The sequence below is a fragment of the Povalibacter sp. genome (assembly GCF_036735925.1).
In the GTDB taxonomy this organism is placed as follows: Bacteria; Pseudomonadota; Gammaproteobacteria; order Steroidobacterales; family Steroidobacteraceae; genus Steroidobacter.
In genome coordinates, this window is record NZ_DAINNK010000067.1 from 1 (window position 1) to 26250 (window position 26250).

Consider the following 26250-nt stretch of genomic DNA (forward strand, 5'->3'; position numbering starts at 1 on the left):
CCCATGGCCTCGCCGAAACTCAGCAAGCTCGAAATGAAGGTGATGGAGGCGTTGTGGACCAACGGCCCCTCCTCGGTCCGCGAAATCCATGATGTCTTCCCGAAGCGGGGCAAGCCCGCCTACACCACCGTCCAGACGATGGTGTATCGCCTCGAAGTCAAGGGAGCCGTGCGGCGCGCGAAAAAGATCAGCAACGCAAACATCTTCGAGGCCACCGTGACGCGCGAGGCGGCCCAGCGCCGCTGGATCGACGACGTGCTGGCATTGTTCGGCGGACGGTCGCAACCCGTCATGGCTCACCTGATAGAAACCGGCAAGCTCACGCTGGAAGACATCAAGGAAGCCGAGAAGCTGTTGCGCGAGATGTCACGCAAGGAGAAATGATCGTGGGCGCCGTCGCCGATCATCTGTGGCAGTCGACGGGGTTCGCGCTGGCCGCGGGCGTGATCGCGCTGTTCCTGCGCAACGACGCGGCACGGGTCCGCTACTGGATCTGGCTGGCGGCATCCCTGAAGTTTCTGCTGCCCTTCGCCTTGCTGAACTGGCTGGGCAGACAGTTCGTCGTGCAGGTCGCGGACGATTCGTCGCTGCTGCCGATCGTGCAGCACGTGGCCACGTCGTTTGCCACGGTGACGGCGTCGGTCGAGCCCATCGGCGATGAGCTGCAGCAGGTCATCGTCGCCCTGTGGATTCTCGGCAGCGTCATGTTGCTGGGACGATGGCTGCTGACCTGGCTTCACAGCCGGGCCCTGCTGCGTTCGAGCACGCCGTGCGCAGTCGCCGCTCCGCTTCCCCTGCCCGTGCGATGTACGGACCGGCTCGATGCACCGGCGATCGTCGGCATCCTCGAACACGTGCTGCTGCTGCCGGCAACCCTGCCGGCGCGCCTCACGCCCGCGGAACTGGAGGCGGTGATGGCGCACGAAATGTGGCACGTCCGCCGGCGCGACAATCTGACGGCGGCGTTGCACGCGCTGGTGGAAGCGCTGTTCTGGTTTCACCCGCTGGTGTGGTGGATCGGCGCGAAGCTCGTCCAGGAACGTGAACAGGCGTGCGACGAAGGCGCCCTTCAGGAAGGCAGCGAGCGCACGCTGTATGCCGGCACGCTGCTGAAAATCTGTCGCCAGTCCGTCGAATCCCGCCTCGCGTGCATGGCAAGCGCCGTGGGCGGCGATCTGCGTTCGCGCATCCGCGCGATCATGTCGCTGCCGGCGAAGCCGCAACGCGGCAACCTGCGTCGCGCCGTGCCCGCCGCGGCGCTCGTCGGCTGCCTCGCATTGCCCATCGCGTCCGGAATGACGGTGGTGACGGCTTCAGGTCTGGCGGTTCCCGCCGATGCGCATTCCATCAGAACGACCGGGACGGCGGGCCCCACGTTCATCGTGATGAGCGATGACTACATCTACGGGCGCAACGTGTCGCTGCGCGAACTCATCGGCCGCGCCTACGCCGTCCGCGGGCGCGACATCTCGGGCGATGCGCCGTGGCTCGATCATCCGCGTTTCGATATCGAACTCGCCTCGCGGCACGATCATCGGCAGACGGTTGCCGACCTGCTCAAGCGGCAGTTCAACGTGGAACTGATCGTGCGACCGACGCCGGTCGTGCAGGCTTCCGTGAAGTAACCTGTTCAGCACGATGACGCCTCGCGCGTCGCGGTGCGACGCTATCCGCAGCTGATCGCGCAGCACCCGTCGCACCGCCTCGACGTCCCCCACCTCGAACGTGGCGCGCAGGCGCAACGTCCGCAATGCCGGGTCCGCGAAGACGAACCGCGCAGTCGTGTAGCGCTCCACTTCCTGCATCACGTTCTCGAGCTGCTCGTTCTCGAAGATCAGGCGACCGCCCTGCCAGGCGGTTCGTCGCTCCAGCTGGCCCGGCGAAAACGTCGAGACGATCTGCCAGCCAGCGCCGAGCGTGCCGCCCTCGCCGGCACCGAAGACGTACTCGCCGAAGGACGCCCGGTTCCTCAGCAATGCCGGTGCCGGTGTCCCATCGATCCGGCTCTCGCGTACGCGGACCTGGCCTTGCAGGACGGTCAACTCGACGCCATCCCGCCCGAGCCGGCGCACGTTGAAACGCGAACCGTCCGGCTCGACTTCGAAGCGGCGTCCGCCCGCCAGCACGCGAAACGGACGGGCCGCGTCGTACCGGACATCGAACAACGCCTCGCCCGACAACAACGTGACATCGCGGGACCGCGGTTCATAGTCGATGAGCAGACGGCTCGACGTATTGAGAACGATCTGTCCGCCATCGGGCAGTGCGAACGTCCGATGGCCACCCACGTCCGTAGCAATCGCGGTGTCCGCACGCAGCGGATTGTTTCGAGCGTCGGAGCCGGGCACCACCTTCGAGACGGCCACCATGACGGTGATCAGCCCGATTCCGGAAATCCACAGGAATATCGCCGGCACCAGTTTCGCGTACTGACGCTCGACGCGATCACCGAGCGTCTCGATCGGTACCAGTTCCGCGAGCACGGCCAGCACCTCCGGACCATGCCAGCGCTTGCATCGATCGACGATGATCTCCCGGTGCAATTTCGACGTGAGCCACTGCCGCAGGGCGTGAGCCTCGTCGTCACTGAGCGTCCGCTCGATTTTCTCCAGCCAGAGGGACGCCTCCTCGGCGAGGCGCGCGTGCGACGGGTCGGCCGAATCTGCCGTGGCCATGGCCTAGCGCTTCGCCTCTTCGCCGAAGCCGTGAAAGAACTCGGGAACGAAGGACAGATCCGTCGCTTCGCGAATCGCGAGGCGTATCTGCGACTCCATGACGTCCGGCTGCACCGGACTCTGATAGCTGGCGAGGCACTGGCGGGCAGCCGCCCCTGCTGCAATTCCCTCGGTACGCACCAGGCGATAGACCTTGACGACGATCGCTTCGGCCGCGCCGGGCGTCAGCAGCTTCGGCAACGTCTCGACCTGCGACAGGTCCTCCGCAGAGATCGTCAGGCCATAGCGATGCGCCACCGTGCTCACGAGATGCGCACTCTCGGCACGCGAACTCGTCGGCAGAATCGGAATTTTCAGATCGAGCCGACCGGGACGCTTCAGGTCGACTTCGATCAGATCGGGGCGCGAGGATGCGAGCACCCACATCACCTTGCCGCGATTGCGCGAATCGGACATTTCCTGCGCGATCATCGAATAGAGCCGGCCCGACAATCCGCCATCGCCCGTGCCGGAATCGCGGCGCCCCAGCGCCTGATCGGCTTCGTCGACGAAGACGATGCAGCGGCCGAGCGCGCGCGCCAGCCGGAAGACACGCTCGAGATTTCCTTCGCTGGATCCGATCCACTTCTCGCGGAAATTCTTCAGCTTGACGATGGGAACGCCGACCTCGCCCGCCAGACACTCGACCAGAAAGGTCTTGCCCGTACCGACCGGCCCGCAAAGCAGGTATCCCATGGGCAAGGCGCGCAGATCATTGCGCTGCCACAGCTCGATGTCCTGGCGCAGCCAGCGCTTGAGCGCTTCCTGGCCGTGGTAGTCCGCCAGCGTGCGTGCCGATTGCATGAACTCCACCAGGCCGGGCGCGTCGTGTTCCACCAGTTCCTTCTTCACCGCACCGAGTTCGCGCGGCTCCAGCACCTGCCTGTTGTAGGCGCGCACTTTCGTGAGCTGTTCCAGCGTTCGCGCGGAAACGCCCGTCATCGACGCGGCCAGTTCGCGCAGGTCGAGTGACTCGGGAATGGTCGCCGTGAATCGCTCGCGCAGGATGCGCAGCACCGACAGCAGTTCGGCCGCCGACGGCAGCGGAATCTGGACGGCGGCGACATGCGGCGCGAATGCGATCAGCGGCTCCAGATCGGTCAGGTTGTCGACGATGAGCAGACTGGCAAAGGGCAGCCGCGAGAACTGGTCGCCCGATCCCCACTCCCGCACCACGGCGGTGATGGCGCCGTGCTCGAAGCCTTCGCCGTCGGAAGGCAGGATCTGTCCCGCCGAACAGAGGATGACGGCGACCGTGACCGGCTTGTGCGTCCGCAGCGCCGCCAGATTGGCGAGGTAGCGCAGGTACTTGCTGATGAAGCGAAAGGCTTCGAGCGGCCCCTGCGGCAGGTTGCGCAGGGCGGATGGCACCCAGTCGGCCAGCAGTTCGCCGCCTCGTACGACGGCCAGTCCGTTGCCCAGGTCGTACATGAAGACGACGCCGAAGTCCTGCAGCAATTCGTCGCGAAGGTAGTGCTCGACGGTGACCAGCCGTTTTCCCAGCGGCATGCGGTCGCTGACGTTGCCGTGCACGACGAACTGTCCCGATGCGCCGCTTTCGAACGCAATGTGCAGTTGTCTCGCCCAGGCCGGGGTGTCGTCCGTGGTTCGCATGCCTCTCCCGCGGTATTCACTATTGACGTGGTTTACATTACTACTCGTGTAGTTTTGTTGGCAATAGCGGGAGCGGACACTGTAGGTCAGGCTTCAGCCTGACTTCCGAAAGGAGGTCGGCTGAAGCCGGCCCCACAGTAAGACCCCCCCAACCGGCTGGCATTCATCGCGGCGAACATCGACAATTCCGCCCCTTGCCCGCCCGTGAATGTCGCGGCCCGGCATTCACCGGACCGTTGCGGAGAATTTTGTGCAGGCCTCGATCCATCCGGAAGCAGCGCAGTTCGGAGAACTTCTTCGGTTCTGGCGCTGTGCGTTCGGGCAGAACCAGGAAGAACTGGCGCACGGCATCGATGTTTCGACGCGGCATCTGAGCTTTCTGGAGACGGGCAGATCCCATCCCAGCCGCGCGCTGATCGAAAAGATCATCGCGCATTTCGGATTGCGCGCACGCGACGCCGGCAATCTGCTGCTGGCCGCCGGCTGGCTGCCGCATTCCGAGGCGGTGGATCTGAACAGCCCGGGCCAGGAAGAACTCCGCAGCGGCGTCGTGGCGACTTTGCGTTCGCTCGATCCGTTTCCGGCCGTGGCGATCGATCCGTGCGCCAACGTCAAGCTGTTCAACCGGGCGTGGCTGTACATGCATCAGCGCCTGTTCGGCGAGGCCGTGCTGGGCGCACAGATCAACACGATTCGTCTGCTCGTCGCGGAAAACGGGTGGCGCCGGTATCTGGCGGACTGGGCCGATCAGGTGTGCTTTTACCTGCTCATCCTCAAGCAGGAAGCGATCCTGCGAAACAGCCGTGAAGCAGCCGACCTGCTCGAAGACATCCTGTGCACTCCCGGCATTCCGCCGGACTGGGCAGCACGCGGGGCGCGCGTGCATGCCGATGGACACAATCACCGCTACGTGCGGCGCACCGCACGCGGCGAACGCGCCTACATCAACGTCCATCACACCGTAGGCTCGACGACCTTCGTCTCGGAGCCGAGGCTGATCATTCACGCGATCCTGCCGGAAGACGGCGTGGCCGACGTCACGCCGGAGCAGCTGGACAGCGTGGGCCTTCGCCATCCTCTTCTGGCCGGATAGAAGCACGAAGGAAGTTCAGTCGGCGAGACGGAAGAATGTTCCCGCGCTCTCGCCGCCGTCGAGCGGCATGAGTACGCCATGGACGAACGCGGATGCATCCGAGGCCAGGAAGAGCGCGGCCTGTGCGACGTCGTCAATCTCGCCCCAACGTCCGGCCGGCAGCGTCTCGCGCACGAGCGCGTCGAACTGCGGGCTCTCTGCACCGTTGCGCGACATGCCGGTCTTCAGCCAGGTCGGGCAGATGCCGTTCACGCGAATGCCGGAGCCGGCGAATTCGAGCGCGAGACAGCGCGTGAGATTGGCCTGGGCGGCCTTCGCCATGTTGTAAGGCGTCTGTCCGACGTGACCGTGCAGGCCTGCCGTCGAGACGATGTTGATCAGCACACCCCGGCCCTGCTGCTGAAAGCGGCGCAAGGCGGCCTGCGCACCGAGCCACGAGCCGCGCACGATGACTGAAAAGCACGCATCGAGATCGTCGGTGCAGAGATCGAGAAAGGGACCGCCGCGCCAGACGCCGGCATTGTTGACCATCACGTCCAGTCGCCCGAAACGCTGCACGGCGGTTTCGATCAGGCGATCCACGTCCTCCTTGCGCGTCACGTCCGACTGCACGAACAGCGCTTCGGTCCCGTAGCTCATCGCGAGTTCGGCGGTGGGAATGTCGGGCTGCAGGTCGTAATTGCCCGGAGCGGCGCCTGCCACGACATCGCCGACCACGACCTTCATGCCCGCCCGCGCATAGGCGAGCGCGATGCCCCGGCCGAGCCCGGAACTGCCGCCGGTCACGACCGCAACCCTGCCGGTCAGATCATCGTACCGACCGGCCATGCGTTCAGGTCTCGACGGGAAGGCCGCTGTCCTCGCGGGCCTTGCGGCTCGCCTCTTCCGGCGTCGCTGCAGCGCGGGCCCGCAGCTTCTCGATTTCCTCCCATCCGAGATAGCCGGTGAAGACGGAATCGTCGAAGAACAGCAGCGGTCCGTGGCAGATGAACAGGTAGTCCGTGTCCTCCAGCGCTTCCGTGGCACCGTGCAGCACGCCGTTCGGTTCGTAGACGTAGTCGCCCGCGTTGAAGATGCCGTCACGCACCTTGAGCTTCCCTGACAGGATGAACGTGTGCGAGGCGGACAGATGCTTGTGGGGCATCGCGACGAAACCCTTCTTCCAGCGGAAGATCGCCGCCCACGTTCCGGTTTCGGCGCCGGTCCAGAGGATGCGCATCCATGCCTGGCCGGGCGTGTTCTCGACCCATTGCGCCTCGCCGGCGCGAGCGATGGTGTCCTGCAGATTCTGATGGAACGGAATGATGTCCTGCGGTAACGACATGTCGTGCCCCTCGATCATCGAGGGGCGGCGCGCAGGACGCCGCCCCATTCGATTACACGGTTCGATCAGAACTTGAACTGAATCTCCGCGCTGACGATCCGGGGAGCGAGCGGCTGCACGCGGCGCACCGCCCCGGAAGCGAACGTGCTGGGCGTCACTTGCGTGTAACCCTCTTCGTCCAGCAGGTTGCTGACACCCAGGACGGCGCGGGTGTGCGCGTTGGCATCCCACACGGCGCGCACGCCGACGACTTCATAGGAAGGCGCGCGGTAGCGATCGGTGTTGAAGATGCCGTAGTACTGCTCGTCCACGAAGCTGTACGTGGCACTCAGGGTCACGTCGCCGAGCGCATACGAGATCGCGGCGCCCACCTTGTTCTCCGGCGACTGCGGCAGCGTGTTGCCCTTCAGGTCCTGCAGTGCGCTGGCGTTGGGCGATGAGATGTCTGCGACGCCGGAGAACTCGTCGAACTCGGCCTGCAGGTAGGAGTACACGAGACGCATCGTGAGATCGCTCGTCGGACGATACTCCAGCTCGGTTTCCCATCCCTGCGAATGGGACTTCGGCGCGTTGACGAACTGGGTCTGCGTTACGCCAGGCGTCGGTTCGTACTGGAAGAGCACCTGCAGATCGGAGTAGTCGTAGTAGAACAGCGAATTGTTCCACTGCAATACGCCGTCGAGGAACGCCTGCTTCCAGCCGATTTCGAACGCGTGAATCTCTTCGGGATCGACCTGCGGATCCTCTGCCAGTCCGCCCAGCTTGAAGCCGCCCGACTTGTAGCCCTTGCTGGCCGTCAGATACAGCAGCGTGTCGTCGCTGGGATGATAGGAAAGATTCAGGTCGCCGGTGACGGCGTCCCAGGAATCCTCGATCGCCCGCGGCGACGCCACGGCCGGCGCCGCGTCGTAGGCATTGAACGGATCGACCGCAGGATTGTAGAAAACGCGATAGCCTTCTTCGCTGCCGCTCTTTTCATCGTACGTGTAGCGCACGCCGACCGAGAGATCCCAGGCCGGACTGAGGTGCCACGTCGGACGGACGAACGCTGCGTAGGAATGCGATTCCAGTTCGCCGCGCTGGTAGTAGTAGGCCCGCATCGGATTGTCGTACGTGCCGCCGACGGGAGTCTCGAGCAGAGCGATGCCGGGCGCCGTCTGCCAGTAAGGCTGATCCAGCGTCTCGTGGTAGTAGTAGAGACCCGCGATCCAGTCGAACGATCCGCCAGCCTCGGAGAGCAGGTTGATCTCGTGGCTGTCCCAGGTCTTGTTCTCCTCCACGACTTCGCGGTAGTCCGTCGACACGTCCCAGGTCGTGCCGAAGCCCGGAAACGCCGCGGAGGTACGCGGGGTCTGATCGAGGTCGCGGTCGAAGGAATAGTCGTACTGCGAGTAGCCGCCGATGTAGCGCAGCGAGAATCCGCCGAAATCCCAGTCGAGCTGCGTCGTCACCAGTACGTGGTTGCTCAGCTCCTGATGACCGGAGAAATCGTAGTCGACGACGTAGGGATCGTTGAGCGACGGATTGTCCGGATACTGATAGGTCGGGTTCGGCACCAGGCCGCCGTGCGGCGTCGTGATGTCGCGTTCATCGATGGCGGAGTAAGGCCGCGGACGATAGTCGTAGGAAGTCGTGGCCAGCTTCAGCCACCACTTGATGTCGGAGGTGAGATCGGCTTCGAACTGCGCCTCGATGCTCTTGATGTCGGTCGTCCACTGATCCTCGCCGCTGAGGTTGCGGATGTAGCCTTCGCCCTGATCCACGAGCGTGCCCGAGAGACGGTAACGGAAGGCATCGCTGATCGGCCCGGAAACGGCCAGCTGCACATTGGCGCGCTCGTACTCGCCGTAGCCGAGACGTGCGCTGGTTTCGAATGCTTCGCTCGGACGGATGCTGACCACATTGACGGCGCCGCCGATGGAATTGCGTCCGTACAGCGTGCCCTGCGGACCGCGCAGCACTTCGATGCGCTCGGTGTTGAAATCGGAAGAGCCGATGACGTCGGATTCCGACGTATAGAAGCCGTCGACGTACTGCGCGACGCCGGGATCGCTGCCGACTTCGTTCGTCGCGCGGCCGACGCCGCGTATCCAGACACGGTTCGGCGTATCCGACATCGCCATGCCCGGCGTGAAGTTCGCGATGTCCTGAGTCGTCTGCAGTCCCAGGATCGTGCGCCGCTCGGCATCGAATGCCGACACCGAAATCGGCACCTCGTTCAGGCTCTCGGACCGCTTCTGCGCGGTGACGACGATTTCCTCGATCGGCATCGGGCTCTGCGCCGCCGCCGTTCCGATGCCAACCCCCAGGGAAACCAGCGCATTGATGGATGCCCTGAGATATGGCCGATGTGATCTTTGATTCTTAAGCAACATTCGCACGCTCTCTCCCCCTGATGGTTTTCGGATCGACGCTGAAGTCATTTGTCCGGCAGAAGCACCGGAAGCACCATTACCTGCGACGTAAAGCGCGATCCATGACTGCTGCGCACGGGAGGTGTCGCGCGCAGCGAGTCGGGAAACTTACTTCGGCGGCATTCGGCCGGAAGCTGATACTTCCGGAAGATTCGCGTAAGCGAGACCTCCGTCAACGACCAGCGTGGAGCCGACCACGTAGTCGCCGGAACGCGCGGCGAGATAGACCGCCGCAGCGGCCATGTCCTCGGGCGTGCCGATGCGACGCGACGGAATGTGCTGGGCGATCCATTCGCCCTGATCCCGCGCGGCGCGATTCATGTCGGATGCGAACGCGCCTGGTGCAATCGCGCTGACCACGATGTTGTCGGCGATGAGCTTCGCCGCCATGCGTCGCGTCAGATAGATCAGCGCGGCCTTGGAAGCGTGGTAGCTGTAGGTCTCCATCGGGTTCAGCGCGATGCCGTCGATCGAGGCGATGTTGATCACCTTGGCGGGCCGCTCGGGCGTCGCAGCCGCCCGCAGCGCTCCATGCAGCGCCTGCGTCAGGAAGAACGGCGACTTCAGGTTCAGGTTCATCACCTTGTCCCAGCCGTGCTCGGGAAACTCGGTGAACTCGGCGCCCCAGGCGGCGCCGGCGTTGTTCACGAGAATGTCCAGGCGTCCGCCCGCCTCCGCCGCGATCCTGTCGGCGAGTTCGCGCGCGCCATCCACCGTGGCAATGTCGATGGGCAGCGGAATGCAGACGCCGCCGTTCGCCGACAACTCCTTCGCGGTCTCGATGCACTGCGCCGCCTTGCGGGCGCAGATGTAGACCTTCGCGCCCTGCGCGAGAAAGCCTGCGGCGATCATCCTGCCGATGCCGCGCGATCCGCCGGTGACCAGAGCGGTACGTCCCGCCAGTGAAAACACATCGAACATGGTTGGCATCCTTTAACTATGAAGATGAGGCATTGGCACCGAGCGCCTGAAGATTTGCAGCATGCAGCACTCGCGTGATCCGGTAACGAGACACCAGGGCAATCGCCACGGTGTAGAGGAAGACGATACAGCAGACGAATATGGTTCCCATCCGGCCCAGCACTTCGGGCGCCACCTGGCCCGGCACGGCCTGGTCGGGAAACTGGATCAGCGCCAGCACCGTCGCGCCCGCACCCAGCCCCAATCCTGAAATGGATTTCAGCAGGAATGCATTCGCGGCGAAGAGTACGCCTTCGGTCCGACGGCCGGTACGCACCTGGTTGTCCTCCACCACATCCGCCAGCATCGATCCGCCGATGATCGCCGGCACGATCGAGAGGCACACGGCGACCGTGGCATGAACGAAGAGCAAGGGAAGGTACGCGGGCGAATCGCTGGCGGGAAACATTCCCCACAGCTTCGCCAGGATCGCCGACGGCGCAACGACGGCGGCGCTCGCAAACATCGCGATGATCGCCGTCTTCTTGCCGAACCGACGCGACAGCAAAGGCGCCACGATCATCGCCGCCAGCGCGGCAATGAAGCTGCTCGCGCCGAGTGCGGCGATCTGCTGCGCACTGAGTCCCCAGAAGAAGGTCAGGAAGTAGCTCTGCAGGGCGAAGGCGAGCCCCGTACCGACGCCCGCCACCATGTTGGCAGTCAGCAGCGCGATGGCGGACGGATTGCCGAGCGCCTGGACGATCTCGCGCAACGACTGACGGATCGGAATGCGCTGGCGCGGCGGCGGCGACTTCAGATGCGGGATCGCGGAATGCGTGCCGAGCGAAGAGCCGATGATGCTCACCAGCATGACCAGCGACGCGACGATCGCATAGGTGCGATAGCCCGCGGGATTCAGCTGACCGACCGGGTGATCCGCATCGGGCTGCAGGAATACGGAGAAGGCCAGCACGTACATGGTCACGCCGCCGACCCAGCCGAACAGATATCGATACGCCATGTACGAGGTGCGCTCGTCGTAGTCGGCGGTCAGTTCGGGGCCGAGCGCGCTGCTGGGAATCTCGTAGGTCGAGATCAGCGTGCGCACGAAGATGGTGACGACGAAGAGGTAGATGAACAGTCCCGTGTGATCCAGCCCGGCGGGCGGCAGCCAGAGCAGGAGGTAGCTCAGGGCCACGGGCAGCGCCGCTCCATACATATAAGGATGGCGACGACCCCAGCGCGAGCGCGTGTTGTCCGAGAGATAGCCGATCACCGGATCGAACAGCGCATCCACCGCCAGCGCCAGCGCCAGCGCCGTTCCGGCGAGCGCGACGGGCAGACCCAGCACCTGGTTGTAGTACAGCAGCAGCAGAACGTTGAAGCCGTTGTCCTTGACGCCGAAAGCCAGCGACCCGGAGCCATACGCGAGCTTGGTGATCAGGCGATGTCGCTTCGACACGTGCAACGCCTCACTGCGCCCGATAGCCGTCGCGCAGTTCGCGTTTCAGCACCTTGCCGATGTGGCTGCGCGGCAGCGCCGGCAGCACACGCACGTCGGACAGGCGCTGCGTCTTGCCGAGACGCTGGTTCGCCCAGGCGCGCAACTCGTGCGCATCGATCGTCGCGCCCGATTTCGACGTGACGAAACCGATGGGCGTCTCGCCCCAGGACTCCGACGGCGCGCCCACGACTGCGGCCTCGGCAACATCGGGATGCTCGCACAGCACCGACTCCAGATCCGACGGGAACACGTTGAACCCGCCGGAAATGATCATGTCCTTCTTGCGGTCGAGCAGTATCAGGAAGCCGTCGTCGTCGAATCTGCCCATGTCTCCGTGACGGACGAAGGCGCGACCGGCGGCGTCATGCCACGTGGCGGCGGCCGTCGCGTCGGGCCGGTTGTGATAGCCGAGCATCGACAGCGTGGAGAATCCGACGATCTCGCCGGCTTCGCCCGGGGCCACTTCCCTGCCCTCCTCATCGATCAGACGCATCTCCACGTGCGGCCACGGACGACCCACCGTATGCAGTTTGTCCGGCGTCTCATGCGCATAGAGCACCGTGCCGCCACCGCCTTCGGTCATGCCGTAGTACTCGGTCAGACCGCCGGGCCAGCGTCGCAGCACCTCGGCCTTGATCGCTGCGGACAGCGGCGCGCTGGTGCTGAACTTCATCTGGAACGACGAGAGATCGAACCGGTCGAACTCGGGCACCGCGAGAATGCGCTGGTACTGCACCGGCACGAGCATGGCGTGAGTGACGCGGTGCTGTTGCGCCATCTCCAGAAATCCCCTGGCGTCGAACTTCGCCATCAGCACCAGCGTTCCGCCGCCGGCCAGTGCCGTGAACCCGGCCGACAGCGGCGTATTCGAATACAGCCCGGTCGAAACGAGCCACACCGTCTCGGGACCGAAACCGAAAGGCAATCCCGGCGTCTCGTACGGCGTGCGCATGACGTGCGGCTGCACGATGCCCTTGGGTGTCCCGGTCGTCCCGGAGGAATAGATGATGTTGAACGGCGAGCCGGGCTGGAGTTCCACGGGCTGGGGAACTGCACCGGGCGGCGCGACCCATCCTCTCAGCGGCATCCCGGTGCTGGTGTCGTCGAGCGTCACCCACTTCGCAGCGATGCGGTCGCGAACCGGCGCGAGATGGTCGGCGACGCCGGCGTCCAGAAACAGGATCCGGGCCGAGCAGTCCGCGAGCATGGCTGCGAGGCTTGCCGCAGTCGACGATGGTGCGAGCGGCGCAACGGTGACACCCGCACGCAGCGCGCCGCAGAACACTTCCAGATAGGCGATCGAACTCGATGCGCAGATGGCGATGACCTCGCCCGCGGCCACGCCTGCCGACTGCAGCGTCGCCGCAATCCGGTCCATCGCGACATCGAAATCCTTGAAGGATGCCGCGCGTCCGGCGTCGATGAGGACCGGCCCGTCAGGTCTCCTGGCAGCTTCGCTGCGAAGCCGGTCCGGAAGGCTGCGGAAGACCGGCGCAGAGTTTTCGACCATAGGGGGCTCTCGGCTCAAGCATGGAGATACCGCGACCGGTGTAACTACTGATCGACCGATACGTCAAATTACGATGTATTCAGCGATTCTATCCGTGTATTTTTCGATCATCCTTGTGCATATCAACATACCCAACCATGAATTTATTGTCCAGCATCCGCGGCACGAAAATGCGGACGCTGTCGGCCGGCAGGCGGGGCGGGTCGTCCCTGATTGAGATGGCAACGACGAATGAAGCACGCAGCACGTCCGGCAGGCAGCGCTGCGTGCCCGGGATCGACGCGCGACGTCGTCGCATCACCGCGAGACGCGCCCTCGCCCGTACTGGCGATACGGGCTAGACTGCACGCCAACCAGCGCCGGCTGAAACATTCCAACCCTTGCGCAGCGATCCGGACCGCGCGCAAACCAGCCGCAATCGAAACCGCAATGAAGAATGCGACCGCCTCCGAATCGAATACGCCAGCTGCGAAATTCGAGCGCCGCAAGGCCATGATCGTGCGTGCCGCGGTGAAGGTGATCAATCAGAAAGGCGTACGCGGCATGACGTTCGCCGAGATCGCCGCGAGCCTCAAGCTCGTGCCTACCGCGATGAACTACTACTTCAAGAGGAAGGAAGATCTCGCGGCCGCCTGCATGCTCCAGGCCATCGCCTATTACAACGCCCTGCTCGACCGGTCGGACCGGCAGCCGACTCCGGAACTCGGCCTGCGATGCTTCCTGCAGGATTTCGCCGACCATCTCGCGGCCGCGGACCTGGGCAAGGTGGACGCCGTGGTGAACTTCAACGACGTGCGCGCCATCGGCGATGCCGTCGTGGACGCCGCGTATACGAACATGTTCCGCCGGTTGCGACGCAGTTTCAGTTCGGTCCCGCTCAACGAACCGACGCGACCGGGCCAGAACGCGCGCACCCACCTGCTGATTTCGCAGGTGCTGTGGGCAGAGCTGTGGCTGCGCCAGTACGAACCCGTCGACTACGCGCGCATGGCGCAGCGGCTTTTCGACGTACTGGTCCATGGTCTGGCGAGACCCGGTCAGTCGTGGGCGCCCATCGACGTGGCCGCGCCCGCGGCGAACGGCGAAGTCAGCGAGACGTCCGGCGTTTCGCGCGAGGCATTCCTGCAGGCTGCAACTGCGGAGATCAACGAGCATGGCTATCTCGGCGCTTCCGTATCGCGCATCTCCGCGCGGCTGAACGTGACCAAGGGCACGTTCTACTACTACAACCAGGCCAAGGATGACCTGGTGCAGCAATGCTTCGATCGCACATTCGAGAAAATGCGGACCTCGCTCTCCGCGTCCGAAGCGGCGACCACGTCGGGATTCGACACCCTGGCCTCGCTGGCCGGCTCGATGACGCGTCGCGACGTATCGGGAGAAGCGCCCCTGCTGCGTACGACGGCGATCAGCGCCGTGCCCGAGGAACTTCAGCCGACGCTCTTTCATCGCTTCGCGCAACTCTCCGCCCGCCTCGCGAGCGTCGTGAGCGACGGGATTGCCGACGGCTCGATCCGGCCGGTCGATGCGAATGTCGCCGCCCAGGCCATCATCTGCCTGATCAATGCCAGCGCCGAGTTGCGTCATTGGGCGCCGGGCCTCGATGCCGATCTGGCCATCGAGGCGTATGCCCGTCCCTTGTTCATGGGCCTGTTCAGACCCGACGAACGCGCCCCGGCCTCTGAGGCGAAAGTCGCCGCGAAAGCTGCGACCGGCCGGCGCACGCGCCGACCGGCACAGCGCACATCATGACGATGTTGCGGGCCGCAGATCCGGTCCCCAGGTGATCACCGGCGGCTCGCCGGCCTTGAGAATCGGCGTCAGCAGGCTGGCGAGATACGACTCGACGAAATCACCGTAGAAGACATAGAAGCGATCTTCGAGAATCGCCTGCAGCGTCGCTTCCGCGATCACGTCCGCACTCACGCCTGCGCCCTGGACCGAGTTGGCATGCGCGCGCACTTCCGGATCGTTCCATTCGCGATCGCTCCAGGGACGATCCCCCTCCGGACGATTGCGCCAGGAACGATGGATTTCGGTGGCCACCATGCCCGGACACACGACCGACACGCCGATGGGATGCAGCTCGGCCACGAGCTCCGAACGCAGCGACTGACTGATCGAGAGCACTGCCGCCTTCGAAGCGCAGTACGGCGAGTGGTGACCGATACCCACGTAGGACGCGAGCGAAGCCGTATTCACCACGTGCGCGGGCTCGCCCTGCTCGATCAGGATCGGCGTGAAGGCCTTCACGCCGTGCACCACGCCCCAGAAGTTGACGTCGAGCACCCATCGCCAGTCGTCGAGACTCATGCGCCAGGTCGGCCCGGTGATGGAAACGCCGGCGTTGTTGACGACCAGATGCACCTTGCCGAAGGTCTTCAACGTGAACTGCGCCAGCGCTTCGACTTCGGCGTATCTGGAAACGTCGGTCCGCACACCCACCGCTTCGAATCCTGCGGCGCGCAATCCGGCCACCGCGCGATCGATCGCATCCGGCTGAATGTCCGCGATCACCAGCTTCATACCTTCGCGACCGAAGCGCTCGGCCATGGCCAGACCAATCCCGCTGGCGCCGCCGGTAATGACAGCCACTTTTCCGCTCAAATCCCGCATCAGCGCTCTCCCCGCGTGGAACCTTGCATTACAGATGTTTCGCAAACCAGTCGACGGCCAGCTTCAACGACGGTTCGTAGAAGCGGTCGTAGACCTCGTAGTGCGTGCACGGAAACGTGTGCCGCTCCGCAACCGCGTTCTGGCGCACGATGTCGAAGGCGGCGCCGCCCTGGATGTCCGGCTCGCCGTATTCCTCGTTCTCCGCATCGATGAACAACGTCGGAACGCGGATGCGCGCCGCGGCCTGCAGCGGCCGGTTGAACAGCATGCGCGCCACGTCGGGCGCGCCTTTCAGGTTGGGCTGCTGATCGATTGCCTGCGGCAGCGCCGGACCGATGCGACCGCGGGCCTTGTCAGCCATGCGCTGCCTGGCCAGTGCGACGAAACCCTCGTCGCTCGGCGGACCGTAACTGCCGATCTGCGCGACGACTGCCTTGATGCGCGAGTCCATGCCCGCCGCCGACACGACATTGCCACCGCCGAAACTCGATCCCCAGATGCCCATCCGGGTCGGATCCACGCCGTCTTCCGTAATGAGCCAGGCGAAGGCCGCGAGGATGTCGGCGATCTGATCGCCAGGATCGACGACTTCGCGGATCACCCGCGCCTTGAGCGAGCGCTCGCCCGCTTCGGTGAGCATTGGCGTGTCAACGAGCGGAATCAGTTTGCCGTCCGAGTCGCCCCAGCCGCGGTAGTCGAAGACCAGGCACGCGAACCCCGCCCTGGCGAAGGGCTTCGCATAGCTCTCGGCGAGATGACCTTTCAATCCGCCCCAGCCGTGGCACAGCAGAATGCCCGGCCGCGCTCCAGCGGCGCCCACCGGTTTGAACATCTCCGCCGCCAGGCGCGAACCTTCGCTCCAGATCGTCACCGGACTGCGTGCAATTTCGTGGTTCATTGGTATCCCGACTCCGAGGCCCTGTGCATTTTTGATGGTATAGAATGTCACGCACTAGGTATAAATCAAGGCAATTTTGATTATTTTCATGGTTCGGTTTATAAAATCGCTGGACATTGAATGAGCTGCCGCTAGAGTGGCGCGGCACAGAAACTTTGCGGAGGCACAGGCAGATGACGATAGATCTCACGGGACGAGTGGCGATTGTGACGGGCGCCGGCGGCGGGCTTGGCCGCGCCCACGCGCTCCTGCTGGCCGCGCGCGGCGCGAAAGTCGTCGTCAATGACCTGGGCGGAAGCGTGAACGGGACGGGCGCCAGTCTGTCGAGCGCACAGATCGTCGTCGACGAGATCACTGCCGCTGGCGGCGAGGCCATCGCCAATGGCGCTTCGGTCTCCGACCCGACTCAAGTCGAACAGATGGTGAGCGAAACGCTCGCCCGCTGGGGCCGCGTGGACATCCTCGTCAACAACGCCGGCATCCTGCGCGACAAGACGTTCGCCAAGATGCAGATCGAAGACTTCCGCGCCGTCGTCGAAGTACATCTGATGGGCGCAGTCTGCTGCACCAAGGCCGTGTGGGACACGATGCGCGCACAGAACTACGGACGCATCGTCATGACGACTTCGTCATCGGGCCTGTTCGGCAATTTCGGCCAGTCGAACTACGGCGCCGCGAAGATGGCGCTGGTCGGGCTGATGCAGACGCTCAGCCTCGAAGGTCACAAGCACAACATCCGCGTCAATTGCCTGGCTCCCACCGCCGCGACACGGATGATGGAGGGCCTGATGCCCGCCGAGACGCTGGCCCATCTGAAGCCTGAGTCCGTCAGCCCGGGCGTGCTCGCGCTCGTCGCCGAAGACGCACCGACCCGGATGATCCTGTGCGCGGGCGCGGGCAGTTTCGAACAGGCGCACGTGATCATGACGCAGGGAATTCACGTGGGATTGCACGCCGACGCGGCCGAACAGCTTGCGGGCCGATGGAACGAACTGGGTTCTCTCGAAGGTTCGATCACGCCGCAGTCGGCCGGCGCACAGTGCGAAGTCGAACTGCGCAAGATCGCGGCCGCGCCGAAGTCTGCGTAAGCGCCAACCGCGCCGTCCCCGCCTTCGCGGGGATGACCTGAAACTGGATCAGAGAAAGCTATGACAGAACCCAGAGTGGGTTTCATCACCGGCGGCGCGTCCGGCATCGGCCTGGCACTGGGCCAGCTGCTCGCCCGGGAAGGCGTTCGCGTCGTATTGGCCGACATCGACGATGCCGCGCTGAATCGCGCGGTGGAAGATCAAGGTCCGCAACGATTGATCGAGAAGATCCGGCTCGATGTGACCGATGCCACCGCCGTGCACGCCGCTCTGAACGGAACCTTCGAACGCTTCGGCCGGCTCGATTTCGTCTTCAACAACGCCGGCGTCGGCGGCACCAAGAATGCGCACGAAGCGACGCTCGAGCAGTGGCAACGGATCGTGGACCTGAATCTGATGGGCGTCATCCACGGCGTGGCTGCAGCCTATCCGCTGATGATCCGCCAGGGACACGGGCACATCATCAACACCTCGTCGATATCGGGCCTGATTCCGTGGCCGGGGCAGACGCTCTACAACACCACCAAGTACGCCATCGTCGGGCTGTCGCATTCGCTGCGCCTGGAAGCAGCTCACTTCGGTGTCCGCGTCAGCGTCGTCTGTCCGGGACCGGTGCAGTCCTCCATCTGGGGCACCAGCATTCTCGGCGAACGCAACCCGAGCGTCCGCTCGCCGCCAAGCGCGATGACGGCGGCGCGAGCGGCCGAGATCATCTGGCGCGGTGTGCAGTCCAACCGGGAGACGATCGTGTTCCCGCGCGCCGCAGCCATCTGGGCGTGGATCTATCGCCTTCACCATGGCCTGCTGAAACCGCATTTCGACCGGCATCTGAAGCAGCTGTTTGCGAAGTGATCGAGATGGCCGCCTCCGGCCAGAGCGCCGGGAACGATCCACGACGGATCGGCATAGGCGCCCAGGCCGAGCGCTCCGAGCGCGATATTGGCGAAACCCAGCTCCCGCACGAGAACCAGCGATTCGTCGCTCTTGAACCCTCGACCACAATGGACAGAACCGGCAGTACGAACATCAGCAGACTGACGAGCGCGTAGTACATCGGTACCAAGTCCAGAGATTTCAGGGAGTTGGGTACGACGCCGAACGGACAAATCGCTTGGATGGCGCCCCCGGCAGGAATCGAACCTGCGACCTGTCGCTTAGGAGGCGACCGCTCTATCCACTGGGCTACGGGGGCGACGGTGGAAGTTGGTGGAGCTGAGGGGGATCGAACCCCTGACCTCCTCATTGCGAACGAGGCGCTCTCCCAGCTGAGCTACAGCCCCACCGATGCGAAGAGGCGGCGGATTGTATCGGAGACCGGACCGGCAAGCCAAGGTCGCGAACGACCACGCTCCTCAGTAGCGCAGCCGCATGACCTTGGTCTTGGAGATCTGCGGCACGAACAGGATGAACATGGCGTCGTACTCGTCCTCGCGCAGTTCGACCTTCTGGCCGCTCAGCGATTCGACCAGGACGGGGATGGTACTGGTGTTGCCGGAGACCAAGACATATTCGCCGCGATGCCCGCGCAGGATGCGCTTCGGCAATTCGTTCCAGCGCGCCGAGGGCACGACGCTCAGCGGCAGGGCCAGCGTTTCGGCCAGCGGCGTGACGGTCTGCTGCGAGCGTTTCAGTTCCGACGTGAAGATCGCATCGATGCCGCGCACGGGACGCGCCTGCGACAGCATCTTCGCGAGTCGCGCCGCACGCTCGCGGCCGTCGACGCTGAGCCCGGGATCCGGATCGGTTCCGACCTCCATTTCCGCATGACGCACGACGACGATCACCGTGGTCGCGCGGGCATCGAACAGCCAAGCGGCCGCCGCCACCACCGCGATGAACACAAGGACGGGAAAAATCAGGGGCAGGAAGAACGGACGGCGCCGCAGTTTTTCCAGGTTTTGATTCATCGCCGGATCATAGCATCGACCGCCCGCGGAGCCGGCGCCGCCTCTCCTTGCAGGTCAGGCTGTAGGTCAGGCTTTAGCCTGACTCCTCAGCAGGCCGGCTGAAGCCGGCCCCACAGGAAGAGAAGAGGAAGAGCTACGACCGGAACAGTCGCGTGTACTGCGTCTCATGTCGCGCACTGGCCACCGACTGCATCACGGCGCAGTAACCGATGTCCTCGTCACGTAACGCCAGCGCACGCGTGCTGATCGCCGCGAGACGCGGGATCAGCACGTGCAGGATGCGCTGACCTGCGCTCTGCCCCAGCGGCACCAGCTTGACGGCAGCCAGTACCTGATTCTCCGTCCAGGCCCAGGCATAGGCCTGCAGGCATTCTTCGGGCGTTACGCTCCAGCAAGCGCATGCGGCAGCGAATACGGCCGCATAGCCCGGCTGCTCCGGGATGCATTCGAGTACGGCGGCATCGATCTCGCGCAGAATCTTGACGAGCGCCGACCCCATGTGACGATCTTCCGCACGCAACTCCGCGGTTTCGCGCGCCGCCGTGAGCAGCGCGTTCCATCGCATCGCTTCGTCGCGTCGCTGCGATCCGTACGCCTGCAGCAACCGCGCGAGCACCGGCAGATCGAGCTTGCCGAGCGAGCCATTCGCCAGCCCGCCGATCCATTCGAGCGCGCTCGCCTCATCGCGCACCCAGCCGGCTTCGATCGCGTATTCGAGTCCCTGCGAAAAATGAAATGCGCCGACCGGCAAAGCCGGACTGGCCAGATGCAGCAGGCGCAACAGCCGCAGATCAGCAGCCATGAGGTTCAATCGCCCGCGCGTGCGACACCGCGGATGATGGCGTGCTGTCCACCGTGATCGTGGGAATGCGCGCCGTAGGCGCCGGCCTCGGGTTCGAACGGCGCCTGCTCGACCTCCACCGTCAGTCCCAGGCCACGCACCATGTCATCGAGCACGTAGTCGTTCTGATATCGCACCCAGCCCACACCGATCTCAAGCGCCACGTGACGGTTGCCGAGGTGATAGGCGGCGCGCAGCAGGAGCAGCGGATCCGGTGATCGAACCGTCGAGACGGTTTCGGGCGCTGCAATGATCTCGACGACACGACCGTCGTCGCAGACGAGCTGATCGCCGCCGCGCAGCACCGAGCCGCGTTCCAGGAACAGGCCGATCTCCTCGCCGTTCTCGAGCGTCGTGCGCAGGCGGCTCCTGCTGCGCTGATCGAACGGCAACTGCAACCGCAACTCTGCGGTCTGCTTCGGCAGAAGTTTTTTCGATGCGCTCAACATGCGATCACTTGCGTCAGAACAGGAAATATCGCTGCGCCAGCGGCAGCGTCGTTGCCGGCTCGCAGGTCAGCAACTGGCCGTCCGCGCGAACCTGGTAGGTCTGGGAATCTATTTCGATCCGGGGCTGATAGTCATTCAGGATCAGGTCGCGCTTGCGCACATTGCGCGTATTGCGGACAGCCACCAGCCGCTTCTTCAGACCAAGTCGATCGGCCAGTCCGCCATCAAGCCCGGCCTGCGACACGAAGCTGACGGACGTCGCCGCCCGCGCGCCGCCCAGCGCACCGAACATCGGCCGGTAGTGCACGGGCTGCGGCGTGGGAATCGAGGCATTCGGATCGCCCATCGGCGCCGCCACGATCATGCCGCCCTTGATGATCATCGCGGTCTTGGCGCCGAAGAACGCCGGCTTCCACAGCACGATGTCGGCGAGCTTGCCGACTTCGATGGAGCCCACCTCGTGCGCGATGCCATGCGTGATCGCCGGATTGATCGCGTACTTGGCGACGTAGCGACGCACGCGGAAGTTGTCGTTGCGCGATGAGTCTTGCGGCAGTGCGCCGCGCTGCACCTTCATCTTGTGTGCGGTCTGCCAGGTGCGGGTGATGACTTCGCCGATACGGCCCATCGCCTGCGAGTCGGAGGAGATCATGGAGAAGGCGCCGAGGTCGTGCAGGATGTCTTCGGCCGCGATGGTCTCGCGACGGATGCGCGATTCCGCAAAGGCCACGTCCTCGGCGATGCCCGGGTCGAGGTGGTGGCACACCATGAGCATGTCGAGATGTTCGTCGACGGTGTTCACCGTGTAGGGCCGCGTCGGATTCGTCGACGACGGCAGCACGTTCGGCTCGCCGCAGGCGCGGATGATGTCGGGCGCGTGCCCGCCTCCGGCGCCTTCGGTGTGATACGTGTGGATCGTGCGGCCCTTGAAGGCGGCGAGCGTGTCTTCGAGAAAGCCGGATTCGTTGAGCGTGTCGGTGTGGATGGCCACCTGCACGTCGTACTGGTCGGCGACCGACAGGCACGCGTCGATCGCCGCCGGCGTCGTGCCCCAGTCCTCGTGCAGCTTGAGACCCATCACGCCTGCTTCCACCTGTTCCGCGATCGGCGCATGCAGACTCGCATTGCCTTTGCCGAGCAGGCCGAAATTGATCGGCAGTTCTTCGAGCGCCTGGTACATGCGCTCGATGTACCAGGGGCCGGGCGTGCAGGTCGTCGCGCTGGTGCCGGCGGCCGGCCCGGTGCCGCCGCCGATCATGGTGGTGATGCCCGCCATCATGGCCTCTTCCACCTGCTGCGGGCAGATGAAATGAATGTGTGCGTCGATGGCGCCCGGCGTCGCGATCAGGCCTTCGCCTGCGATCACTTCGGTTCCCGCGCCAATGACGATGTCGACACCCGGTTGCACATCCGGATTGCCGCCCTTGCCGATGCCGACGATGCGGCCGTTCTTCAATCCGATGTCCGCCTTGACGATGCCCCAGTGATCGACGATCAGCGCATTGGTGATGATGGTGTCGACGATGTCGGCCGACACCCGCTGACTCTGTCCCATGCCGTCGCGGATCACCTTGCCGCCGCCGAATTTCACTTCCTCGCCGTAGATCGTGAGATCGCGCTCGACCTCGATGATCAATTCGGTATCGGCGAGCCGCACACGGTCGCCGGTCGTGGGGCCATACATCTCGGCATAGGCGCGTCGCTCGATCTTCGCCATCACAGCTTCCCCATGATCTTCTGTGCAAAGCCGTACACCGTGCGATCACCGGCGTAGGCGACCAGCTCGACTTCGCGTTCCTGCCCGGGCTCGAAACGTACCGCCGTACCCGCGGCGATGTTGAGCCGGAAACCGCGCGCCGCATCGCGATCGAAACGCAACGCCGCGTTGGTCTCGAAGAAGTGATAGTGCGAACCGACCTGGATCGGCCGGTCGCCGGTGTTCGCGACCTTCACACGGATCGTGGGCCGATCGACGTTGATCGCGATCTCGCCGGGTTCGGTGAACACTTCGCCTGGAATCATGTTGAGCCTCTGCGAAGAACAATGGCCGCAAAAAGGCGCAAGAGATCACAAAAAGGAGAAAACATATCCTTCTTCATTTGTGTCCTTTGCGCCTTTTTGCGGCCATTCTCTTCCCGTGTCACGGAATCGGCTGATGAACGGTCACGAGCTTCGTGCCGTCCGGGAACGTGGCTTCGACCTGTACGTCGGGAATCATTTCGGGCACGCCCTCCATCACATCGTCACGCGCGAGGATGGTCGTGCCGTAGCTCATGAGTTCGGCGACCGAACGGCCATCGCGGGCGCCTTCCATGATGGCGGCGGAGATCAGCGCCACGGCTTCCGGGTGGTTGAGCTTGAGGCCGCGCGCCTTGCGACGCTCTGCGAGCAGGGCTGCGGTGAAGATCAGGAGTTTGTCTTTTTCTCTGGGCGTCAGGTCCACGATGCGCTCCGGTTCGGATTCTTTTGTAGGTCAGGCTTCAGCCTGACTCCTGACAAAAGGCCGGCTGAAGCCGGCCCCACAGGAAGATGGCCCCACGGCAGGAGAAGATGAAGGAACCCCTCCGCTCATGTCGCCCAGATCCGCGGCAACGCCGCGGGCCGCCCCAGCAGATGCGGCCGCAGCCGCCGCCATAGTTCAATGAACAATGTCTTGACCGGCTCCGCCTGCGCAGCCACGGCGCGACAGATCAGCACGCCGTCGACCAGGGTCACCGCGAGTTCCACTTCGGACGAGTTCACGCTGCGCGCGAGTTCGACAGCGGCGCGATCGGCCGGATACGCAAGCAAGGTGCCGACGGCTTCGAACCCGTTCAGGCCCCAGCGCGCCAGCCGCGCATCGCCTTCGCCGTCGAGTCGCATGCGATCGATCACGAGCGGCACGCCTTCGCACCACAGCTCCAGATTCAGGCGCAGTTGTCCGTGCTCGAATGCCTCGCCGCGCGCCGGCAGACCCAGACACGGAATCTCCCAGCCGATGAACCGCGACTGGCGATCGAGATCGATCCGGGTTTCGCTCGCGACATGCGCGCCCCGGTAGAAGATGGTTTCCTGCGGCAGCCATTCGAGCGTGGACTGGCGCAGCGTCAGTGCCTGGAGCTGATGTGCGAAGCGGCTGTCGCTGCGATAGAACTTGGTCGCGGCCGGCGTCGTGAGCAGTGCATGCGCGCCCTGCTCCACATCGATATCGAGCTGCAGTTCATCGCCGCCGACGATGCCGCCGGGCGGATGGACGATATACGCATGACAGGGGCCGCCTTCGGGATGAAACACGCGCTGGACCAGCAGCGGACCCTGATGCCGTCGCACGGGGAGAAACGTCCTGCCGTCGCGCGCCGCGAACTGGAGTCGCAGTTGCGCACGCCAGCCCGTTTCGTGACCGGCCTGCGCCGGAACGCTGTTCACGGGTCAGACCGTCAGGTGATGCTTGACGAGATCGTCGGTGAGTCCGCCGATGCCGTCCGCGGCGACGATGCGGCCCTTGTCGATGATCCGGAATTCGCTGGCCACGCGGCGCGCGAAGGGCAGTTTCTGTTCCACCAGCAGCACCGTGAGGTTCGCCTCTTTGTTGAGGCGCAGGATGATATCGCCGATTTCGTGAACGATGTTCGGCTGAATGCCTTCGGTGGGCTCGTCGAGGATCAGCAGCTTCGGCTCCAGCACCATCGCCCGCCCGATGGCGAGCTGCTGCTGCTGCCCGCCCGACAGGTCGCCGCCGCGCCGGCGCAGCATTTTCTTCAGCACCGGGAACATGGCAAAGATCGACTCGGGAATGTCCTTGAGCCGGCTGCGGCTCGCCGACAGGCCGATGCGCAGGTTCTCCTCGACGGTGAGCTGCGAAAAGATCTCGCGACCCTGCGGCACGTAGCCGATGCCCAGCGAGGCACGCCGGTCCGCCGCGACCTTGCGAATGTCCTGGCCGTCGTACATCACTTCGCCCGAGACGGTCGGCAGCAAGCCCATGATGCACTTGAGCAGCGTGGTCTTGCCCATGCCGTTGCGCCCCATGAGACAGGTGCACGAGCCGGTGGGCACGACCATGTCGACATCCCACAGGATGTGGCTGCCGCCGTAGAACTGGTTGAGTGATTTGATGTTCAGCATGTCACTCTCCCAGATACACCTCGATCACCTTCGGATCGTTCTGCACCTGATCCATGCTGCCTTCCGCCAGCACGTGACCTTCGTGCAGCACCGTGACCTTGCGCGCGATCGAGCGGACGAAATTCATGTCGTGCTCGACGACGACCACGGAGTGCTGCCCTTCGAGCGACAGCAGCAGCTCGGCCGTGCGCTCGACTTCCTGCGGCGTCATGCCGGCGACCGGTTCGTCGACCAGCAGCATCTGCGAGTCCTGCATCAGCAGCATGCCGATCTCCAGCCACTGCTTCTGGCCGTGCGACAGCATGCCGGCGCGGAAGTCGCGACGATCCTGCAGTCGCACGGTCTCCAGCACCTGGTCGATGCGGTCGCGCTGGGCGCCGGTGAGCGGCTTGAACAATGTGTGCCAGATCGACTTGTTGCCGGCGGCGGCGAGTTCCAGGTTTTCCAGCACGGTGTGCTGTTCGAACACCGTCGGCTTCTGAAACTTGCGACCGATGCCGGCTTCGGCGATCTCCGGTTCCGTCAGTGTCAGCAGATCGAGCTGCTGGCCGAACCACGCCGAGCCCGCGTCGGGCCGGGTCTTGCCCGTAATCACGTCCATCATCGTCGTCTTGCCGGCGCCGTTCGGGCCGATGATGCAGCGAAGTTCGCCGACGTCGACGTACAGCGTGAGCGCATTCAGCGCCTTGAAGCCGTCGAAACTGACGGTGATGTCTTCGAGATAAAGAATGGTGCCGTGTGTCGTGTCGGGCGCGATCGGACGATCGCTGCGCACGCCTGTACCGACGACTTTCTGCCAGCCATGACGGATCGCGGTGGATGCGTTCATGCCTTCACCGCCTCCGGCTCGGGCTCGCGACGTCGCGGTGTGAATCTGTCCGCAAGGCCTACCACGCCGCGCGGCAGGAACAAGGTCACCAGCACGAACAGCGCACCCAGCGCATACAGCCAGAACTCCGGCACCGCCGCGGTGAAGTAACTCTTCGCATAGTTGACCAGCACGGCGCCGGCCACCGCGCCGTACAGCGTGCCGCGACCGCCCACCGCCACCCAGATGACGATCTCGATGGAATTGATCGGCTGGAATTCGCTCGGATTGATGATGCCCACCTGCGGCACGTACAGCGCACCGGCGATGCCGGCGAGCACGGCGGAGAACGCGAAGATCCATAGCTTGTAGGACTCGACCCGGTAGCCGATGAAGCGCGTGCGGCTCTCGGCATCGCGCACCGCCTGCACGACGCGTCCTGCGCGCGACAGCGTGATGTAGCGGC

The 26250-nt window shown here is 64.4% G+C and carries 25 protein-coding genes, 2 tRNA genes and 1 pseudogene; 6 read left to right on the forward strand and 22 right to left on the reverse strand.

Annotated features, from left to right (window positions below; translation table 11 throughout):
* Positions 1–384 (forward strand): BlaI/MecI/CopY family transcriptional regulator (locus V7D81_RS17755; protein ID WP_324318728.1); only part of this gene is annotated, 384 nt, incomplete at its 5' end.
* Positions 381–1187 (forward strand): annotated as a pseudogene (locus V7D81_RS17760) (M56 family metallopeptidase); the annotation flags it as partial. The gene V7D81_RS17755 and the pseudogene V7D81_RS17760, both read left to right, overlap by 4 nt.
* A 126-nt stretch (positions 1188–1313) precedes the next feature.
* Here the strand turns inward: V7D81_RS17760 and V7D81_RS17765 are convergent.
* Positions 1314–2675, reverse strand: a complete 1362-nt coding sequence (locus tag V7D81_RS17765; RefSeq protein ID WP_324318730.1) for a FecR family protein — start codon at positions 2673–2675, stop codon at positions 1314–1316.
* A gap of 3 nt (positions 2676–2678) precedes the next feature.
* Positions 2679–4328, reverse strand: coding sequence for an AAA family ATPase (locus tag V7D81_RS17770; protein ID WP_324318732.1), 1650 nt, complete (start codon positions 4326–4328; stop codon positions 2679–2681).
* Positions 4329–4578: 250 nt separating this feature from the next.
* On the opposite strand from V7D81_RS17770, the gene V7D81_RS17775 reads away from it, so the two are divergent.
* Entirely contained in the window at positions 4579–5421 is an 843-nt protein-coding gene (locus tag V7D81_RS17775; RefSeq protein ID WP_324318734.1) for an MmyB family transcriptional regulator, read from the forward strand.
* A gap of 15 nt (positions 5422–5436) precedes the next feature.
* Here the strand turns inward: V7D81_RS17775 and V7D81_RS17780 are convergent, their stop codons facing one another.
* From V7D81_RS17780 to V7D81_RS17805, 6 genes are all read right to left on the reverse strand, one after another.
* On the reverse strand, positions 5437–6249 hold the full coding sequence (locus tag V7D81_RS17780; protein ID WP_324318736.1) for an SDR family NAD(P)-dependent oxidoreductase: 813 nt from the start codon (positions 6247–6249) through the stop codon (positions 5437–5439).
* Positions 6250–6253: 4 nt separating this feature from the next.
* Positions 6254–6745 (reverse strand): cupin domain-containing protein, encoded by a 492-nt coding sequence (locus tag V7D81_RS17785; RefSeq protein ID WP_324318738.1) that lies wholly within the window; start codon positions 6743–6745, stop codon positions 6254–6256.
* Between the two features lie 65 nt (positions 6746–6810).
* Positions 6811–9015: a TonB-dependent receptor gene (locus tag V7D81_RS17790; RefSeq protein ID WP_324318740.1), complete on the reverse strand. Its 2205-nt coding sequence runs from the start codon at positions 9013–9015 to the stop codon at positions 6811–6813.
* Between the two features lie 252 nt (positions 9016–9267).
* Positions 9268–10080, reverse strand: a complete 813-nt coding sequence (locus tag V7D81_RS17795) for an SDR family oxidoreductase (protein WP_349257689.1) — start codon at positions 10078–10080, stop codon at positions 9268–9270.
* A gap of 16 nt (positions 10081–10096) precedes the next feature.
* On the reverse strand, positions 10097–11521 hold the full coding sequence (locus tag V7D81_RS17800) for an MFS transporter (protein WP_324318744.1): 1425 nt from the start codon (positions 11519–11521) through the stop codon (positions 10097–10099).
* 10 nt (positions 11522–11531) lie between these two features.
* Complete coding sequence (locus tag V7D81_RS17805; protein WP_324318746.1) at positions 11532–13073, reverse strand: class I adenylate-forming enzyme family protein; 1542 nt, start codon at positions 13071–13073, stop codon at positions 11532–11534.
* Positions 13074–13502: 429 nt separating this feature from the next.
* Between V7D81_RS17805 and V7D81_RS17810 the strand changes: the two genes are divergently transcribed.
* Complete coding sequence (locus V7D81_RS17810; RefSeq protein ID WP_324318747.1) at positions 13503–14825, forward strand: TetR/AcrR family transcriptional regulator; 1323 nt, start codon at positions 13503–13505, stop codon at positions 14823–14825.
* Here V7D81_RS17810 and V7D81_RS17815 read toward each other — a convergent pair.
* Together V7D81_RS17815 and V7D81_RS17820 are read right to left on the reverse strand one after the other, a co-directional pair.
* Positions 14820–15689 carry an SDR family NAD(P)-dependent oxidoreductase gene (locus V7D81_RS17815; protein WP_324318749.1) on the reverse strand — a complete coding sequence of 290 codons (870 nt, stop codon included), beginning with the start codon at positions 15687–15689 and terminating at the stop codon, positions 14820–14822. The two genes, V7D81_RS17810 and V7D81_RS17815, sit on opposite strands and share 6 nt — an antisense overlap.
* Positions 15690–15717: 28 nt before the next feature.
* Positions 15718–16587: an alpha/beta hydrolase gene (locus tag V7D81_RS17820; RefSeq protein ID WP_324318751.1), complete on the reverse strand. Its 870-nt coding sequence runs from the start codon at positions 16585–16587 to the stop codon at positions 15718–15720.
* Between the two features lie 173 nt (positions 16588–16760).
* Here V7D81_RS17820 and V7D81_RS17825 point away from each other — a divergent pair, with 173 nt between their 5' ends.
* On the forward strand, positions 16761–17675 hold the full coding sequence (locus V7D81_RS17825; protein WP_324318753.1) for an SDR family NAD(P)-dependent oxidoreductase: 915 nt from the start codon (positions 16761–16763) through the stop codon (positions 17673–17675).
* Between the two features lie 60 nt (positions 17676–17735).
* Entirely contained in the window at positions 17736–18527 is a 792-nt protein-coding gene (locus V7D81_RS17830) for an SDR family oxidoreductase (protein WP_324318755.1), read from the forward strand.
* A gap of 264 nt (positions 18528–18791) precedes the next feature.
* On the opposite strand, the gene V7D81_RS17835 is transcribed toward V7D81_RS17830, so the two are convergent.
* The 12 genes from V7D81_RS17835 to V7D81_RS17890 form a co-directional block, all read right to left on the reverse strand.
* Positions 18792–18867, reverse strand: a tRNA-Arg gene (locus V7D81_RS17835).
* A 12-nt stretch (positions 18868–18879) separates the two neighbouring features.
* Positions 18880–18955: transfer RNA gene (locus tag V7D81_RS17840), tRNA-Ala, on the reverse strand.
* Between the two features lie 72 nt (positions 18956–19027).
* Positions 19028–19582, reverse strand: coding sequence for a phosphoglycerate mutase family protein (locus V7D81_RS17845; RefSeq protein WP_324318756.1), 555 nt, complete (start codon positions 19580–19582; stop codon positions 19028–19030).
* A gap of 133 nt (positions 19583–19715) precedes the next feature.
* Entirely contained in the window at positions 19716–20384 is a 669-nt protein-coding gene (locus V7D81_RS17850) for an urease accessory protein UreF (RefSeq protein ID WP_324318758.1), read from the reverse strand.
* A 5-nt stretch (positions 20385–20389) separates the two neighbouring features.
* Entirely contained in the window at positions 20390–20872 is a 483-nt protein-coding gene (gene ureE / locus V7D81_RS17855; protein WP_442958361.1) for an urease accessory protein UreE, read from the reverse strand.
* Between the two features lie 13 nt (positions 20873–20885).
* A complete protein-coding gene (ureC, locus tag V7D81_RS17860) occupies positions 20886–22589 on the reverse strand; it encodes an urease subunit alpha (protein ID WP_324318762.1) in 1704 nt (567 codons plus the stop codon).
* Positions 22589–22894 carry an urease subunit beta gene (locus V7D81_RS17865; protein WP_324318764.1) on the reverse strand — a complete coding sequence of 102 codons (306 nt, stop codon included), beginning with the start codon at positions 22892–22894 and terminating at the stop codon, positions 22589–22591. The genes ureC and V7D81_RS17865 overlap by 1 nt, the downstream gene beginning before the upstream one ends.
* 118 nt (positions 22895–23012) lie before the next feature.
* The gene (locus V7D81_RS17870; RefSeq protein ID WP_324318766.1) at positions 23013–23315 is read right to left on the reverse strand and encodes an urease subunit gamma; all 303 of its coding nucleotides are present in this window, start codon (positions 23313–23315) and stop codon (positions 23013–23015) included.
* A 125-nt stretch (positions 23316–23440) separates the two neighbouring features.
* Positions 23441–24277, reverse strand: coding sequence for an urease accessory protein UreD (locus V7D81_RS17875; RefSeq protein ID WP_324318768.1), 837 nt, complete (start codon positions 24275–24277; stop codon positions 23441–23443).
* 3 nt (positions 24278–24280) lie between these two features.
* Entirely contained in the window at positions 24281–24976 is a 696-nt protein-coding gene (urtE, locus tag V7D81_RS17880) for an urea ABC transporter ATP-binding subunit UrtE (protein WP_324318770.1), read from the reverse strand.
* 1 nt (position 24977) lies between these two features.
* A complete protein-coding gene (gene urtD, locus V7D81_RS17885) occupies positions 24978–25805 on the reverse strand; it encodes an urea ABC transporter ATP-binding protein UrtD (RefSeq protein WP_324318772.1) in 828 nt (275 codons plus the stop codon).
* Positions 25802–26250, reverse strand: a 449-nt coding sequence (locus tag V7D81_RS17890) for an ABC transporter permease subunit (protein WP_442958362.1), incomplete at its 5' end; no start/stop codon positions are given. The genes urtD and V7D81_RS17890, both read right to left, overlap by 4 nt.